We start from the raw sequence: 16,510 nt of genomic DNA on the forward strand, positions 1-16,510 counted from the left end.
GGACGTCAGGAGACCTCGTCCGCCGCCCGCCTCAACTCGTCCGAGTCGAATTCCTCGCCGAGGTAAGCCTTGATGACTTGAGGATCGCGCTGGATCTCGAGCGGGAGGCCGGTTGCGATCGGGACGCCGAAGTCGAGCACCATGATCCGATCGGCGATGTCCATCACGAAACCCATGTCGTGTTCGACGAGAACCATGGCCATCCCGAGCTCTTCGCGCACGTCGAGGATGAACCGCGCCATGTCTTCGGTCTCCTCGAGGTTCATGCCTGCCACCGGCTCGTCGAGCAGCAGGAGACGGGGCTCCATGGCGAGCGCCCTCCCGAGCTCGACCCGTTTCTGGATGCCGTACGGGAGGAGCGCCACCGGGTATTTGCGCCATTGCTCGATCTCGAGCAGGTCGATGATGTCCTCGACGACCACCCTGTTGGCCACCTCCTCGCGCTTCGCCTTGCCGAACCAGAGCGATCCGGCCAGTGAGCCGACGCTCGTCCTGACATGCCTGCCCAGCAGCAGGTTCTCGAGCACCGTCATGTGGGCGAACAGCTCGATGTTCTGGAACGTGCGGGCGACCCCGAGCTCCGCCACCTTGTCGGGCCGCAGCCCGAGGATGCTCTCGCCCATCCAGAGGATGTCTCCCTGCTGCGGCTTGTAGACCCCGTTGAGGCAGTTGAACGTCGAGGTCTTGCCCGCCCCGTTGGGTCCGATGATGGCAAACAGCTCGCCTTCGCCAACGGTGAACGACACCCCGGTGAGCGCCTTGACCCCCTTGAAGGAGAGGCTGACAGCGCGGAACTCGAGGAGGTGCTCGTAGTCGCCGTCCTCCTGGTGGCGCTTCGACCACGACTCGAGCGTCCGCCGCGTCGGTATCTCGCCCCCGCTCACGAGAGCCAGCGCTTCCTGCGCTTGTAGTGCTTGACGTCGCGGAACGACTTGCGGGCCCCACCCTCGGAGTGCAACCCGAGGTAGAACTCCTGAACGTCCTCGTCCCTGAGCAGCTTCTGGGGGCTGCCGTCCATCACCATCTTCCCCGTCTCGATGATGTAGCCGTGGTGAGCGATCGACAGAGCCATGTTGGCGTTCTGCTCGATCAACAGCACGCTCGTCCCCTGCTCGTTGATGGCGACGATGATGTCTCGGATCTGCTGGACGAGCATCGGCGCCAGCCCGAGTGACGGCTCGTCGAGGATGAGGAGCTTGGGGCTCGTCATCAACGCCCTCCCGATGGCGAGCATCTGCTGCTCACCGCCCGAGAGGTAGCCGGCCGTGGACTTGCGGCGCTGCGCCAGCACCGGGAACAGGCCCATCACCCTGTCCTGAGCGGCCGTGACCGCCCCCTTGTTCCTGGTCGTGTAGGCGCCGGTGCGCAGGTTCTCGTCCACCGACATCTCGGCGAAGATCCGCCGGCCCTCCATGACCTGCGAGATCCCGTTGCGGACGATGTACGACGGATCCTTCCCGTCGATCCGCTCGCGTTCCCAGACGACGGATCCTTTCGTGATGTCGCCCTCGTGGACATCCAGGAGGCCCGTGATCGCTCTGATGGTGGTCGTCTTGCCTGCGCCGTTCGCACCGAGGAGGGCCACGATGTTGCCGTCCGGGACACCGATGGAGAGGCCGCGCAGCACGAGGATGACGTCGTTGTAGACGACCTCGAGATTCGATACCTGCAGCATGCCGCCCCTCGTTCGAGCTGGTGGGGGCGTGGCGCCATGCCGCGCCCCCACCGGCTCATCATCCGCTTATCCGGTTCCCGTCCTCCTGGGTCCAGCACGCCCCGTCGAACTGGAATCCTGCCGCGAGCTCGCCGGTGTAGGACAACTCGACGACGTCGGACCCGGTCGTGCCTGCGCCTCCGCTCAACGTCTGGCCTGCCCCGCCTGCCGCGGCGTATGCCTCGGCGTTCGGCTTGAAGATCGCGATCTCACGGATCACGTGGTCGTTCGGGCTGCCCAGGTAGTTGAGGTCGGGGCCTGCGCCGTCGAGCTCGATCCGCTCGATGCTGTTGGCGGCGTCGATCACACCCTGGCGGGTGAGATCGCCGTTCGCCGCAGCCAACCTCAGGATCTGCTCCATCTGACGAGCCTCGGTCCAGCCGATGATGAACGCATCCGATGGCCGCCTGTCGGCATAGCGGGCCGTCAGCACTTCGCGGATCTGCTGCATACCGGGGACGTCCGTGCCCCACGGTGCGTAGTAGCCGCTCTGCCAGAAGTAGGCCTGGAGGGCCGGCGCCAGCTCGGAGTCGAGCATCCGGAAGTCGTAGCTCGGCGACGAGCCGAACCACTGCGGCGTCACACCGTTCTGGATGGTCCCACCCATGATGAGGCTGGTCTCGCCGGGCGCTGACGTGAGCCACACCCAGTCGGGTGCCGTCGACACGATCTGCGTGACGATCGGGGCGGCATCGGCCGCGGTGTACTCCGCAGGGTTGGCCCTGACGATCTGTCCCTCACCGTCGTAGACGATCTCGACACCGAGTTGCTCGGCCGCGTACTTGACGCCCGCCGCGGCGTCCTGGCCATAGTCGCCGGCTCGGGTCACGACCGCCAGCGTCGGGGTGGCACCGTCGTTCTCCTCCTGGTGCTTGGTCACCGCCCACTCGAGAAGGTTTATCCCCTCGAGGCAGTAGTTCGTGCCCTGTTCGAACGTGAGCCCGCTGTCGTACTCGGGATCTGCCCAGCCGGAGTACCAGCTCAACGGGATCACGAGCACGTTGTCGCTGACGATCTCGGAGAGGATCCCGGCCGTCTGCGGCGAACCCGTCGAGTTCGAGAACGCAACGACCTCGTCGACGATCTCCGAGTACTTCTGGGCATGGATCGTCGGGTCGTAGACCGTGTCCTCGACGACGGCGTTCACCATCCGCCCGGCGATGCCCCCGCTGGCGTTGACGACGTCCTCCCAGTAGGCCACCTGGGCGTCGACGATGTCGATCGTCAGCCCCGAGAAGGGGCCCGTCAGGTCGGCGAGAACGCCGACGTTGATGGCGTCGTCGGTCACGCCGATGTCGGTGGCGATCTCCTCGGCGGGTGGTGCGATCGTGGTGGTCGGCCCGGCCGTCGTCGTCGGTCCCGCCGTGGTCGTCGGTGCCATGGACGTCGTCGACTCGGCCGGGGGCGCGGTGGTCGTGGTGTCGCCACCATCCCCCCCGCACGCCGCCACGACCAGTGCGAAGACGAACGCCAGAGCGACCGCCCTTCTCCTGGAACTCATGCTTCCTCCATTTCCTCTGTCTCGTTCACTCACGGCCGTGCCGTGCGGCCGGCCGGAGAACTGAGGTGATCTAGTACGTGAAGGGCCATCCCTTCCAATAGTTGCGGATCCTGATCCAGATACCGTAGAGACCGAGCGGCTCGAAGATCAGAAAACCCGCGATGAGCAGGCCGAACAAGATCTGGTTGGCTTGGAACACGCTGAACCCCGGGCCCTGGGCCTCCAATGAGAGCAGCCCGAAGTCGCCGCTGCCGGACTTGACGATGACGTCGGCGAGCGGAGCCAGCCACGTTCCGTCGGTGAGCTGCGTCCCGAGGAAGGCGGTGGCGTTCTCGACGACCCGCGGCAGCACCTCGACGAAGACGGTCCCGAGCACGACGCCTGTGATCGTCCCGACTCCGCCGATGAGGATGATGGCAACGAACGTGACGGACAGGAACAGGTCCCATCTCTCTGGTTGGAAGCTGCCGAGGAACGTGCCGTAGAGGGCCCCGGCGGCTCCGGCGAAGAAGGACGAGATGGCGAACGCCTGGGCCTTCGCCTTCGCCTCGGAGACCCCCATGATCTCGGCAGCCACGTCACGATCTCGAATCGCCGCGAATGCGCGGCCGATCCTCGTGCGGGCGATGTTCTTCGCTGCCAAGGCGAAGACCGCCGTCACGGCGAGGAGGAAGAGGTAGGCCTTGCCTTCACCGGGGATGAACACGCCGAACCACGAACCGTCCCGCTCGAGGTCGAGCACCGGCCCTTCGGGTGACCACAGCGCCAGCCGGAAGGGACCCCAGTCCCTGCCGAGCTCCGGGATCCCGGACACCTGGTTCCAGTTGCGGAACACGTGGACCCCGATGAACACGAGCCCGAGCGTGACAATGGCCAGGTAGAGCCCCCGCACCCTGACGGCCGTCGGGGCGACGAGGAGCCCGATGAAGGCCGCAAGGAGACCGCCCAGGATCACGGCGATCCACAGCGGCCACTCGAGCCCCCACAGCGCAGCAGTCGACGTCCCTCCGACCACCGCCGCGGTGTAGGCGCCGACACCCATGAAGAAGGCGTGGCCGAGCGACACCTGCCCGGCGAGGCCCGTGAGGATGTTCAGCCCGAAGGCGGCGATCATGAAGATGAGGGTCTCGCCGAGGAGCCTCAGCCACGAAGGGCCGCCGAGGAACTTCAACCCCGGTACGACATGGAAGGGAAGCGAGGCTGCAACGAGCAGGAACACCGCCATGGCGACCTTCTTGGTGGTGGTCGCCAGCACCTGCTGCTCTTCCTCGTACGACACGTAGAGGTTCGGCCTGCCCCTCATACCCTGCGGATCTCCTCCGTGCCGAAGATCCCATAAGGCCGCACGAGCAGGAACCCCAGCATGAGCAGGTACGGGACGATCCCGTTGAATCCCGCTCCGAGGGTTCCCGAATACTGCGCCAGGTAGTGGCCGGTCATGATCTCGGCGACGCCGATGGTGACGCCCCCGACGACTGCGCCGACCACTGAGTCGAGCCCCCCGATGATGATCGCCGGGAAGGCTCGGAAGGCCACAAAGGCGGTCCCGCCCGTCACGCCGAACCCTCGGGGGGCGATGCTCGAGAAGATCCCGCCGAGCGCCGCCAGAGCGGCGCCGAGGGCCCACGCCAGGGCGAAGATCCTCCCCGCCGAGATGCCCTGAGCCATCGCGGCCTCCTGGTCGAAGGCGGTTGCCCGCATGGCGACCCCGGTCCTCGTCCGGAAGAACACCGCCAAGCCGACGACGACGATCGCGGCCGTGACGATGGCGGCGACGAACACGTGGGGGACGATCACCCCGCTCAGGTTCGAGAGGCTCAGGAGACCCCATGGGCTGCCGACGGAGAGGTTGCTGCCCTGGCCGAGGAGGTCTCCGACCGTGGTGCGCAACACGATCTCGACGCCGATCGTGATCATCGCCACCGAGAAGATCGGCTCGCCGATCATCGGACGGATGAACACCCGCTCGATCGCCATCCCGACCGCCGCCGCTGCCAGCAGGGCGAAGAGCACCGAGATCGTCCAGCGCAGCGTCGCCGGGAGCCCCCCGAGGTAGCGGCCGGGCCAGTTGATGACGGTCACGAAGTAGGCGACGAGGTATGCGCCCACCGCGGCTACGGCGCCGTGGGTGAAGCTGAGCACCTGCGTCGACTTGAAGATGATCACGAAGCCGAGCGCCAGGAGTGCGTAGATCGCGCCGAGCGACACGCCGTCGATCAGCTTCGTCAGGAACACGTCGAGCGAGGACGGCGGCGACACCTGGGCCACGACGTGCAGAACGATCACCGGGCCGCTCCAAGCTCAGACGCGGCGGCCGGCGTCCCGATCCCCGGCCCGCGGCTCGGCATCAATACATCGACTCCACGAGATCGGAGAACATCTCCTCCATCGCCTTGCGCTTCAGCTTCTGGGTGGCGGTGAGCTCACCGTCCTCGTGGTCGAGCTCTTTCGGGATCAGCTGGAACCTCTTGATCTGCTCGACGGTGGCGTACTTGGCGTTCGTCTGGTTGACGATCCCCTGGATGAGCTCGAGCACCTCGGGCTTCTCGGTGAGGTCGCGATACGTGGTGTACGGGATCCCCTTGCGGGTCGCCCAGTTCCCGACCGTGTCGAACTCGATCGAGATCAGGGCGGTGACGTACTTGCGGCGGTCGCCGATCGCCATCGCCTCTTTCACGTATGGCGAGGTCTTCAGCGAGTTCTCGAGCTCTGACGGCGAAATGTTCTTGCCGCCGGAGGTGATGATGATGTCCTTGATCCTGTCGACGACCTTGATGTGGGTGCCGTCGACCCACTCGCCGCCGTCCCCCGTCTTCAGCCAGCCGTCGTCGGTGAAGGCTTCCAGGGTGGCCTCGGGCTTGCGCCAGTAACCCAGGAACACCCCGTCGTGCTTCGTCTGGATCTCGCCCGTCGCCTCGTCGATGCGAAGCCCGATGCCCGGAATGGGTTCGCCGACGGTGCCGACCTTGACCCGCCCGTGGAAGTTGTTCGTCGCCACGGCGGCGTTCTCGGTCATCCCGTACAGCTCGTAGATCGGCACTCCGAGTCCGAGGAAGAACTCGAGCACCTCCGGGGCGATCGGCGCCGCTCCGGATGCCGCCCACCTGACCCGCCGCAAGCCGATGCGCTCCTTGAGCGCTCTGAACATGAGCGGATTTCCCACGGCGTACGCCAGGCGGCTCAGCGGCGTGAAGAGTCCGCCATTGTCAACTCGCTTCTTGCCGATGTATCCGGCGAGCGCCAATCCCACCTTCGTGACCTGCCGTTTCAGCCAGGTTGCATCGTGCAGCCTGATGAGCACCCCGGCGTGGATCCTCTCCCAGATGCGCGGCACCGCGAAGAACAGGGTGGGCTGGACCTCGTGGAGGTTCTGCTGGACGGTCTCGATCGATTCGGCGAAGTTCAGCATCGTCCCGCCGCTCGCCATCGTCCACGTCGAGAAGATGCGCTCCGCGACGTGGCAAAGCGGCAGGTACGTGAGCACCAGGTCGTTCTCGTCGGGGTTCCTGCCGCCCTCGGTCCTTCCCTCGACGTTGATGAGCCTGTCCATGCAGAACGAGGTGTTCCTGTTGGTGAGCATGGCGCCCTTCGGCGGGCCAGTCGTGCCGGACGTGTAGACCAGGGTCATGACATCGTCTTCTCGAGCCTCCGCCATGGCGGCCTCGACGGCGTCGGGTGCCGTCTCCATGTGGTGCCGGCCGAGCTCGGTCAGCTCATCCCACGACATGAGGCGGTCGTCGTCGTACGACCGGACTCCGCGCGGCTCGACATAGATGATCGTCGTCAGGTGCGTGAAGGCGTCGCTGCCGGCGCCGAGCACCTTGTCGACCTGTTCCTGATCCTCGGCGAGATGGATCTTCGCCATCGAGTCGCTGAGCAGGTACTCGACCTCGACGGGCGGATTCGTCGGGTAGAGGCCGGTCGTGATGCCGCCGATGGCGACGGTGGCGAGGTCGAGGATGACCCATTCGGGACGATCCTCCGAGTGGATCGAGACGACCTCGCCCCGTCCTGCCCCGAGGCCGAGGAGACCGTGGGCGGTGACGTGAACCCGCTCCCAGAGATCCCGCCAGGTGATCTCCTGCCAGATTCCGTAGTCCTTCTCCCGCATCGCCACGCCGGCGGGTGTTCGCAGTGCCCTGTCCCTGACGAGCGCAGCGATCGTCGGGTAGCCGGTGGCGGCAGATGGGGTTCCTGGCCGTTCAACCGTGGTCGTCATGCCGTGCCTCCGTGCCTGTCGAGCCGCCTCCTCGGTCGGCGACCGTCCTGCGACCTGCGGCCCCAGCCGCAGAGCGGTGCCACGTTAGAGATTCGGTCCGGGCGATGCGCCGGATCGGCCAGGGCCCGGAGCTTCCGGACTCCCCTTCGTCACGCCGGTTTGCGCACGCCCACGACGCGGAAACGACCGGCGACGAAGGCCGGATCGGTGAGCGAGGCGTTCCCTGCCGGGTTGGCGCCGGTGACGTGGAAGTCGCTGAAGGCGGCCGACTGGTTCACGAAGAGCCCGCCCGTCAGGTTGAAGGCGATCGAGACCCCGGCCTCGACCGCGGCGTTCTCGGCTGCCTCGGCGACGTCCTCATCCGTCGTGTACACCAGCCAGGTGATGGCGCCCCGCTCCAGCGCAGACGTGGTCGCGATGTCGAGGCTCTGCTCGGTCGAGTCCGTGGCGACGACGTAGACCACCGGACCGAACACCTCCGTCATGTACGCCGCGGTGTCGGCGGCGTCCACCTCGACGACGACGGGTGTCTTCACCACGGCAGTGGGAAAGGCCGGGTTCTTCACCGACCGAGACTCGAGGAGGACTCGTCCGGTCTCGCCGGCCGCCGCGACTCGCTCCACGGTGGCGTCGCTCTTGATCGCTCCAAGGACGTCTGCTGCACGCTCGTCGTCGGCGAGCAGGCCCTCGATGGCGCCGGCCAGCCCCGTCGCCACCTCGTCGAACGAGACGTGCTCGCCCGCCACCGTGATCCCACCTCGTGGCACGAACACGTTCTGAGGCGTCGTGCACATCTGCCCCGAGTACATCGTGGTCGAGACGGACAGGTTGCGAAGCATGCCCCTGAGGTCGTCCGTCGAGTCGATCACGACCGAGTTGACACCCGACTTCTCCGTGAAGACGAGCGCCTGGTGGACGTTCTCCTCGAGCCATCGCCCGAACCCGGATCCACCCGTGTAGTCGACGATCCGCACTGCGTCGTGGCCGACCAACTGCTTGGTGATCGGCTCTTCGGGAGTGTCGACCGCCAGCAGCACCAGGTTCGGGTCGAGGCCGGCCACACTCAGCACGCTGCGGGCGGTCTCGACGAACAGCGCCAAGGGCAGGATGGTGGCTGGGTGGGGCTTGACGATGACCGGGTTGCCCGTGACCAGGCTGGCGAAGATGCCCGGGTACCCGTTCCACGTCGGGAAGGTGGACACGCAGACCGTGACGGCGACGCCGCGTGGCCGGATCCTCCAGGTCTTGTCGACCACGATCGGGTCCCGCTTCCCCTGTGGCTTCTCCCACCGGACGTGGCGCGGGAGCTTGGTCAACTCGACGCACGAGTACGCCACCGCTTCGAGCGCCCGATCGAGGGCATGCGGCCCTCCCGCCTGGAATGCCATCAGGAACGACTGACCCGTCGTGTGCATCACTGCGTGGGCCATCTCGAAGCTGGCGGCGGCGAGCCGCTCGAGGATCTCGAGGCAGACGCCGGCCCGGTCCGCCGGCGAGAGGCCGGCCCACGCAGGCATCGCCGCCCTTGCCGACTCGATGAGCGTCTCGACCTCGGCGGCGGGGTACGTGATCCCGAGGTCGAAGCCGTATGGGGAGGCCTCGGCCACCTCGATGTGCGTCCCGCCGGGCTGGTCCAGGCGGAACGGCTCGCCGAGCCTCGCCTGGAAGGCGGCTTCTCCTTCGGCGGGCGCCGACTCGGGATACGATCGAGGGCTCTCCGGGTACGGCGACCAGTAGGCGCGGGTGCGGGTCGTCTCGATCGCCTTGTCCAACGTCTCCCTGTGCTTGGCCGAGAGCTCGCTCGGATTCATCGTCACACCCTCTCCCACAACGTCGCGATCCCCTGCCCGACGCCGATGCACATCGTCGCCAGCGCGTAGCGCCCCGCTCGCCTGTCCAACTCGCGGAGCGCGGTCGACACGAGGCGCGCCCCGCTCATCCCGAGCGGATGCCCGATGGCGATCGCACCGCCGTTCGGGTTGACGTGGTCGGCGTCGTCCGGGAGCCCGAGCCGGCGGAGCACAGCCAATGCTTGCGCTGCGAAAGCCTCGTTGAGCTCGACGACGTCCACGGCGCCGAGGTCGACGCCGACCCGGTCGAGGAGCTTGCGCGTCGCGGGCACCGGACCGATCCCCATGATCCTGGGAGGCACGCCGGCCGCCGACATCCCGATGAAGCGCGCCATGGGGTTCAGGCCGTGGCGCTCCACCGCCCGCTCGGATGCGACGATCACCGCACACGCCCCGTCGTTGATGCCCGAGGCGTTGCCCGCCGTGATCGTCCCGTCTGCGAACAACGGCCGCAGCGCGCCCAGCGCCGCCAGGGAGGTGTCGGGCCGGGGGTGCTCGTCCGTGTCGACGACGACTGGGTCACCGCGCCGTTGGGGGATCTCGACAGGGACGATCTCCTCGGCCATCCGACCCGACTTGATGGCGTCGACCGCCCTCTCATGGCTCCGCAACGCAAAGGCGTCTTGGTCGGCGCGTGAGACCTCCAACTCGGCGGCGACGTTCTCCGCGGTGTGCGCCATCTCGTCCTTGCCGAAACGCTCCTCCATGAGCGGGTTGACGAAGCGCCAGCCGATCGTCGTGTCGTACATCTCCGTCGAGCGGGAGAAGGCAGTCGTCGCCTTCGGGATGACCTTGGGAGCCCGGCTCATCGACTCGACCCCTCCGGCGATCACGAGGTCGGCCTCGCCGGCTGCGATGGCCCTGGCCGCCTGCCCGATGGCCTCCATGCCCGACCCGCAAAGGCGGTTGACGGTGACGCCCGGCACCGTCACCGGGAGGCCGGAGAGCAGCACCGCCATCCTGGCGACGTTCCTGTTGTCCTCGCCCGCCTGGTTGGCGCATCCGAGAAACACGTCGTCCGTTGCCTCCCAGTCGACGGCGGGGTTGCGACCCACGACCGTCGCGATCACGTGGGCTGCCAGGTCGTCCGGCCGCACCGCCGACAAGGATCCACCGAACCGGCCGATCGGAGTCCTGACCGAATCGCAGACGAATGCCTCCATCAGGTACGCACGAGGTCTCGCATGGCAACTCCTTCGTATACCGAGCGTCTCAACAGCCGCGACACCCGGTACCGGTCCTCACCGTAGAACCATCTGAGGGACTCCGTGACGCCGAGCCAGCGGGCCGATCCACCGGCGTCGCACCACGAGAACGGGCCACCCGGATAATTGGTGCCGAGCCGCATGGCCACATCGATGTCATCCGGGTGGGCGACGCCGAACAGGGCGGCGTCCGCCGCCACATTGACGATCTGCGACACGATGCGGGCGACCACGAGGCCGGGGGCGTCGTCCACCACACACACCTCGAGCCCCGCCGCCTGGAGGGCTCCGGCCGCGGTGGCGACCACGTCGGGATCCGTCCTGGAATCCGCCGCGATGGCGACCCGCTCGGCCGACTCCCATTCGAGCACGGCGTCCATCACGACGATTCGCCTCTCCTCGCCGTCGACCGGGTACATCGAGGCCGGCCTGCCGTCCGTCGGGTGGATCGACACGTCACCGACGCGGATGGCGAACGAGTCGTCGTCGGCGCGCCTCACCCGCATGCCGGCCCGCTCCAGGCGAGCGACGAGCGCCTCCTCGTGTGCCATGAACGACGGCACGACCACCTCACTCGGTGTCGGGCCGGGCGGGGCGAGGCGGGGCGCGGGGACACCCGACGTGTGGTCGTAGAAGCCGCGCCCGGTCTTGCGACCGAGACGTCCGGCATCGACGAGAGCCTGCTGCATGGGGCTCGGGGTGAACCGGGAGTCGTGGAAGGTCTGCTCGTAGATGGACTTGGAGACGGCCAGGTTCACGTCGATTCCGATCAGGTCCATGAGCGCGAACGGGCCGAGCGGGAAGCCGCCGGCGCCGGTGACGATGGCGTCGATCGTGGCGGCGTCGGCGACGCCCTCGGTCAGGAGCCTGAGCGCCTCCAGGTAGAACGGCCTGGCGACGCGATTCACGATGAAGCCTGGCGTCGAGGCGCAATGCACGGGCGATTTGCCCCAGGCGGCAACCGTGGCGGCGACGACGTCTGCGACGGTGGACGCCGTCGCCGTTCCGTGGACGATCTCGACGAGCGGCATGACGGGCGCCGGGTTGAAGAAGTGCGTCCCGACGAGCTGCTGCGGCCGCGCAAGTCCCGCCGCGATCGAGGTGACGCTCAGCGAGCTGGTGTTGGTCGCCAAGATGGTGCCAGGTGCCACGACCTCCTCGACGAGGCGGAGCACTTCGAGCTTGACGTCGCGGTCCTCGACGACGGCCTCGACGACGAGCCCGGCGTCGCCGAAGGCGCCGATCGACGGCACGTCCTCGATCCTCGATCGCAGTGCGGCGGCCTCCGACTGCGACAGCCGTCCCCGCTCGACATCGCGAGCGAGCCGGACGTCGAGCTCGCCGAGAGCCCGGGCGACCGCCCCCGCGGCGCTGTCGTGGAGTAAGACGCGATGACCGGCGGCGGCGGCCACCCTGGCGATGCCCGCCCCCATGGTCCCCGCACCGACGACCGCGACCACGGTCTCGGCTGGGATTGCCCCTGCCACGTCAACGGCCCTCGAAGTGCGCAGGGCGCTTCTCGATGAACGCCGCCACCCCTTCTCGATAGTCGCGGGTGCGGCCCGCCGCTCGTTGCAGGTCTCGTTCCAGGTCGAGCTGGGCGTCGAGGCTGTTTCCGAGTGAGGCGTTCATCGCCTCCTTGACGGCCGCGAAGCCGGCCGTCGGGCCCTCAGCGAGGCTCAGCGCCTTCTCCTTGGCGGCCACCGCCAGCTGGTCGTCCTCGATGACATCCCAGATCAGCCCCCATTCGTGCGCCTTGTCGGCCGGCAACGGATCGCCGAACAGGGCAAGCCCCATCGCCCTGGCGGTACCGACGGCGCGGGGCAGGGTGTAGGTGCCACCGGAGTCGGGGATGAGACCGATCCGCGAGAAGGACTGGACGAAACGGGCGGAACGTGCTGCCAGCACCACGTCGCCGGCGAGTGCCAGGTTGGCGCCCGCCCCCGCCGCAACACCGTTGACCGCCACCACGATCGGCTTGGGCATGGCTCGCATGGCACGCACGATCGGGTTGTAGCGATCCTCGAGCGACGCTCCGAGGTCGGGACCGTCCTCGCCTGGTGACACCGTTCGATCGTTGAGGTCCTGGCCTGCACAGAACGCTCTCCCCGACCCGCTGATGAGCACCGCTCTCACGGTGTCGTCGGCGGCGGCATCGGCGAGGGCGGCGCCGAGTGCATCGAGCATGGCGGCCGTCATGGCGTTGAGCTTGTCGGGGCGGTTCAGTGTGATCCGCGCCACGCCCCGGTCCACCTCGTACAGGATGGTGTCGTCCATCTCGTCCCCTCTGCCGCGCTTCTCTGTCTACCAGGTGGCCGCAGGATCGAGCGAGAGGACCGCCGTCATCGTCTCGAGGAGGTCGCCGAAATGTTCCGACCTCACACCGCGGCGGCCGCCGGTCCCGGTCGGAGTGGCATCCCAGTCGAGCGCCACGCCGGATGCCGCCAGCTCCTCAGCGAGGGCGCCGCGCCAGATCTCCTCGAGAGAGGCGGCAGGCAGCCCGACCGCCCCCGACGAGATCGCATCGTCCTCATGCTCCGTCTGCTCGAAGATCGAGCGCCCGAGCGGGTAGAGGCGCCGGAGCGCCCCCACCATCCGGGAGCGAGACTCGTCGGTACCCATGAGCATGCGACGTACCAACGGCCCTGCATGGCGCAGGTGGTACTCCTCCTCGCGGAGGGCCTTCACCGCCAGGTCTCGGAGACCGGGCACCGTCGAGGTGAGGAGCGCCTGCCAGCGGACCGTCTCGGCGAGGTCGTAGAGGAAATGGCGGGCGAGGGCGTCCTCCCACATCGGGCACGGGAGCTCGACGATCCAGGCGCTGCGGAAGTCGCTTGCGGGACGCCCGAACGCCAGCCCATCGATGTCGTCGGTGAGCAGGCCGAAGAGGGCGCGGGCGTGTCCCAATTCGTCTTGGGCGATCGACGCGTACGCCAGGTCCTCTTCCAGAAAGGGGGCGATCCCGAGCCACTCGCTGTGGCGATGCCCGGTGATCAGCTCGTCGTCTGCCAGGGCCAGCAGCCACGCCCGGGCGCCAAGGTTCACTCGGTCGCCCCGTCCCGGCCCGAGCGCCTCCGCTCGGCGAGAAGTGCGCCGTCATTGTGGCGATGCGGCTTGTCTTGGTTCGGCTGGATGAACTCCGGAGGCACGTCGACGACCGCGCTGCGATCGACGATCCACATGTGCTCGCCCTCCGCTCTCCTGGCGTACGTCTCCCGTGCGAGGATCATCGCCATCTCGGGGTCGGGGGCCTCGAGCGAGCCGGCGTGCTCGAAGGGAGCCTTCCCGGGCTTCTTGAGGAACACCTCGTACGTCCTCATCTGATGCCATCCATCGCCAGCTCGAATATCGAGTCGGCGACCTCCCCCGGGCCGCTGCCCCCACCCGGCCGGTACCAGCGGTCGATGGCGTTGAGCATCGACAGCAAGAGGATCGACACTCGGGTGGCGTCGAGCGAGCCCGTGAACTCTCCGGTGCCGATCCCTTCGCCGAGCAGGTCGCGGTATACCTGCTCGTATCGGTTGCGCATCGCCAGCACGGCGTCCCGCTCGGCGTCCGGCAGGAACCGAGCCTCGTCGAGGAAGGTGCGAGCCTCGTCGAGATGATCGATGACGATGCCGACGTGCCCGACGACGAGACGATGGAGCCTCTCGGCGGCGGTGCCGTCCATGGCGACGACGTCGTCGGCGAGCGCCTGGAAGAGCCGGGCCCCGGTCCGGATCACCTCGATGAGCAGCTCGCCCTTGCCCCCGACATGCGAGTACAGCGATGAGCCCGTCAGTCCGACGGCGCTGCCCAGGTCACGCATCGACGTGCCGTGGAACCCGCGCTCGGCGAACAGGCGGCCGGCCGCCCGGACGACGTCGTCCTTCGTACGCGGGGCGGTCATCCCCGCATGACCTCGAGAGGATTGCGGCACGATTCGCAATAGGCGATCGCCCGGCACGCCGTGGGCCCGAAGGGTGACCGCTCTTCGACCGTGACCGATCCGCACAGTGGGCACGTCACGAACGCCGGGCCGGTCACGGCAACCGTGAACTCTTCGGCGAGGAGCCGGCGCCCTGCCGGCGTGATGAGGTCCGGTGACCATGGGGGGTCGTTGACGAACCGGACGGAGACGGCGCGGGCCCCGGCAGCCCGTGCCGCCGCGGCGACGTCGTCGGCGATCACGCCGAGGGCGGGACAGCCGAGGAATGTCGGCACGAGGTCGACGACGGTCCCGTCGGCGCCGACTCGCACGTCTCGCAGGATCCCGAGGTCTTCGATGGTGACGCCTGGGAACTCCGGGTCGTTCACTGCCGCCACCGCGTCGCGTATGTCGCCAACCGTCTGGGCGGTGCTCATGCGACCCTCGACTCGAGGCGGGCCGCCGAGGCGTCGAGCGCCTCACGCACCCAGCGAGCGCCGTCCCAACCGTGCCGGGCGGTTGCGATCCTGCGCTCACTGTCCGGCCCGGTGTTGAGCTGGGTCTGCTTCAGGGCGGTCCAGTCGATATCTCCGATGACCCACCGGCCCCGGGGTTCGTCGTAGCGGAGGTCGGGGTCGGGGATCGTGAACCCGTAGTCGAGGAGTTGGGGCACGAACTTCTGGACGTATCGATCCCGCAGCTCCTCGTTCGTCGCCGACTTGATGTGCCAGCGCAACAGCACGTCTCTCGAGCTGGACGGTGGTCCGAAGAAGTGCATGGCGGGCTGCCACCAGCGATCCAGGGCCTCCTGGAACATGGCGTGCTGCCGGGGAGTCCCGTCTGCCATGCGGAGCAGCATCTCCTCGCCCTGACGCATGTGGAAACCCTCCTCGGCGACGATCCTTCGCAGCACACGGCGGTAAGGACCGTACGAGCAGTCCTTGAACACCGCTTGCTGGGTCGTCAGCGCAGCCGCGTCGATCATGTAGGCGATCGCCACCTGGTCTGCCCACGTGTGGACCCGATAGTGAAAGACGTTGTGGAAGCGGCTGCGTCCCTCATAGAGGTCCTCGAGCATCTGATCACGGGTCTTGATGCCCAGGTCGGCGGCAACCATGTAGAGGAGGTGGGCGTGCCCGATCTCGTCCTGCGTCTTGGCGAGCGTCCCGAGCTTGCGTTGCATTCCAGGTGCCTTCGGTATGAAGTCACGTTCGGTGAGGCCTCCCATGAGCTCCGAGTTGGCGTGCATCTCGATGAACCGGAACACCTCGTCCCGGTACTCCTCCGGCATGTCGTCGACCGGCTCGACGATGCCACCCGCATCGAGGAAGGCCTCGAAGTCTTCGAGCGCCGCCCAACTCCTCATGACATGCCTCTTCTTGACCGTCGTGGCGAACAACCGTTCGTTCGTATGGTAGCGGACCCACCCGCCCATGCCACGTCTACGCTGCGCGGGTGGTCGACCTCTCCTCGCTGCTCGAAGATCCGATCGGGCACCTGGCGCATCGAGACGAGGAGGTGCGCAGGCTGGCCGTCTCGGTGTGCGCCGCCGCCGCCGACGCCCGCTGGTTCGATCCGCTGGTCACCGTCTTGGTGACGGACACCTCGCCGAGGGTGAGGGCCGAGGCTGCCGAGGTGCTGGCGGCGTTCGGGCCTGCGGCCGAGACGGTCCTCCTCGCCCGGCGCGCTGCGGAGGCGGAGCCGATCGTCGTCGAGGCCATCGTCACGGCCCTCGGCGAGCTCGAGAGCCACGCAGCGGTGGACTGGCTGGCCGGCCTGGCCCGGAGCGCCGACGACAGGATGGTGCGTGAAGCGGCGGTTGCGGCCCTTGGGGCGGTGGGCGACCCGGCTGCGCTTCCCGTACTCCTCGAAGCGGTCACGTCCGCTCCTCCCCAGGTGAGGCGGCGCGCCGTCGTCGCCCTGACGGCCTTCGACGAGCCGGAAGCCGAAGCAGCCATCGCAGGAGCCCGGGACGACCGCAACCCGATGGTGCGCGAGGTGGCCGAGATGATCGTCGGGCGCGTCGTGCCCGAATGGCAGCCGGTCGAGCCGTCAGACGAGGGCCACTGAGCGGCGTCGGGCCGGGAGGCCAGGCTGGTTCCCGGCCAAACTCC

Annotated in this window: 16 protein-coding genes; 1 reads left to right on the top strand and 15 read right to left on the bottom strand. The window is 67.9% G+C overall.

All coding sequences use genetic code 11. From position 1 onward, the window contains the following. Positions 1-5: 5 nt before the first annotated feature. From VGC47_13150 to paaA, 15 genes are all read right to left on the bottom strand, one after another. Positions 6-746: an ABC transporter ATP-binding protein gene (locus tag VGC47_13150; protein HEX9856253.1), complete on the bottom strand. Its 741-nt coding sequence runs from the start codon at positions 744-746 to the stop codon at positions 6-8. A 134-nt stretch (positions 747-880) separates the two neighbouring features. Then, positions 881-1,675 (bottom strand): ABC transporter ATP-binding protein, encoded by a 795-nt coding sequence (locus VGC47_13155; protein ID HEX9856254.1) that lies wholly within the window; start codon positions 1,673-1,675, stop codon positions 881-883. A gap of 58 nt (positions 1,676-1,733) precedes the next feature. Continuing rightward, positions 1,734-3,215, bottom strand: a complete 1,482-nt coding sequence (locus VGC47_13160; GenBank protein ID HEX9856255.1) for an ABC transporter substrate-binding protein — start codon at positions 3,213-3,215, stop codon at positions 1,734-1,736. 70 nt (positions 3,216-3,285) lie between these two features. Then, a complete protein-coding gene (locus tag VGC47_13165) occupies positions 3,286-4,518 on the bottom strand; it encodes a branched-chain amino acid ABC transporter permease (GenBank protein ID HEX9856256.1) in 1,233 nt (410 codons plus the stop codon). Continuing rightward, a complete protein-coding gene (locus VGC47_13170; protein HEX9856257.1) occupies positions 4,515-5,501 on the bottom strand; it encodes a branched-chain amino acid ABC transporter permease in 987 nt (328 codons plus the stop codon). Before VGC47_13170 ends, VGC47_13165 begins: the two co-directional genes overlap by 4 nt. 61 nt (positions 5,502-5,562) lie before the next feature. Next, positions 5,563-7,434, bottom strand: coding sequence for an AMP-binding protein (locus VGC47_13175; GenBank protein ID HEX9856258.1), 1,872 nt, complete (start codon positions 7,432-7,434; stop codon positions 5,563-5,565). A 149-nt stretch (positions 7,435-7,583) separates the two neighbouring features. Beyond that, positions 7,584-9,245 carry a phenylacetic acid degradation protein PaaN gene (gene paaN, locus VGC47_13180; protein HEX9856259.1) on the bottom strand — a complete coding sequence of 554 codons (1,662 nt, stop codon included), beginning with the start codon at positions 9,243-9,245 and terminating at the stop codon, positions 7,584-7,586. A 2-nt stretch (positions 9,246-9,247) separates the two neighbouring features. Next, entirely contained in the window at positions 9,248-10,450 is a 1,203-nt protein-coding gene (gene pcaF, locus VGC47_13185) for a 3-oxoadipyl-CoA thiolase (protein ID HEX9856260.1), read from the bottom strand. Continuing rightward, entirely contained in the window at positions 10,447-11,976 is a 1,530-nt protein-coding gene (locus VGC47_13190) for a 3-hydroxyacyl-CoA dehydrogenase (protein HEX9856261.1), read from the bottom strand. Before VGC47_13190 ends, pcaF begins: the two co-directional genes overlap by 4 nt. Position 11,977: 1 nt before the next feature. Further along, a complete protein-coding gene (gene paaG, locus VGC47_13195; GenBank protein HEX9856262.1) occupies positions 11,978-12,766 on the bottom strand; it encodes a 2-(1,2-epoxy-1,2-dihydrophenyl)acetyl-CoA isomerase PaaG in 789 nt (262 codons plus the stop codon). Positions 12,767-12,793: 27 nt separating this feature from the next. Continuing rightward, positions 12,794-13,534 carry a 1,2-phenylacetyl-CoA epoxidase subunit PaaC gene (gene paaC / locus VGC47_13200; protein ID HEX9856263.1) on the bottom strand — a complete coding sequence of 247 codons (741 nt, stop codon included), beginning with the start codon at positions 13,532-13,534 and terminating at the stop codon, positions 12,794-12,796. Further along, complete coding sequence (gene paaB / locus VGC47_13205; protein HEX9856264.1) at positions 13,531-13,809, bottom strand: 1,2-phenylacetyl-CoA epoxidase subunit B; 279 nt, start codon at positions 13,807-13,809, stop codon at positions 13,531-13,533. Before paaB ends, paaC begins: the two co-directional genes overlap by 4 nt. Further along, on the bottom strand, positions 13,806-14,378 hold the full coding sequence (locus VGC47_13210; protein HEX9856265.1) for a TetR/AcrR family transcriptional regulator: 573 nt from the start codon (positions 14,376-14,378) through the stop codon (positions 13,806-13,808). Before VGC47_13210 ends, paaB begins: the two co-directional genes overlap by 4 nt. Further along, entirely contained in the window at positions 14,375-14,833 is a 459-nt protein-coding gene (gene paaD / locus VGC47_13215; GenBank protein ID HEX9856266.1) for a 1,2-phenylacetyl-CoA epoxidase subunit PaaD, read from the bottom strand. The genes VGC47_13210 and paaD overlap by 4 nt, the downstream gene beginning before the upstream one ends. Then, entirely contained in the window at positions 14,830-15,795 is a 966-nt protein-coding gene (paaA, locus tag VGC47_13220; GenBank protein ID HEX9856267.1) for a 1,2-phenylacetyl-CoA epoxidase subunit PaaA, read from the bottom strand. Before paaA ends, paaD begins: the two co-directional genes overlap by 4 nt. A 56-nt stretch (positions 15,796-15,851) precedes the next feature. On the opposite strand from paaA, the gene VGC47_13225 reads away from it, so the two are divergent. Further along, positions 15,852-16,466 (top strand): HEAT repeat domain-containing protein, encoded by a 615-nt coding sequence (locus VGC47_13225; GenBank protein ID HEX9856268.1) that lies wholly within the window; start codon positions 15,852-15,854, stop codon positions 16,464-16,466. Positions 16,467-16,510 lie beyond the last annotated feature (44 nt).

The organism is Acidimicrobiia bacterium, assembly GCA_036396535.1.
Taxonomy (GTDB): Bacteria; Actinomycetota; Acidimicrobiia; order Spongiisociales; family UBA5794; genus DASWKR01.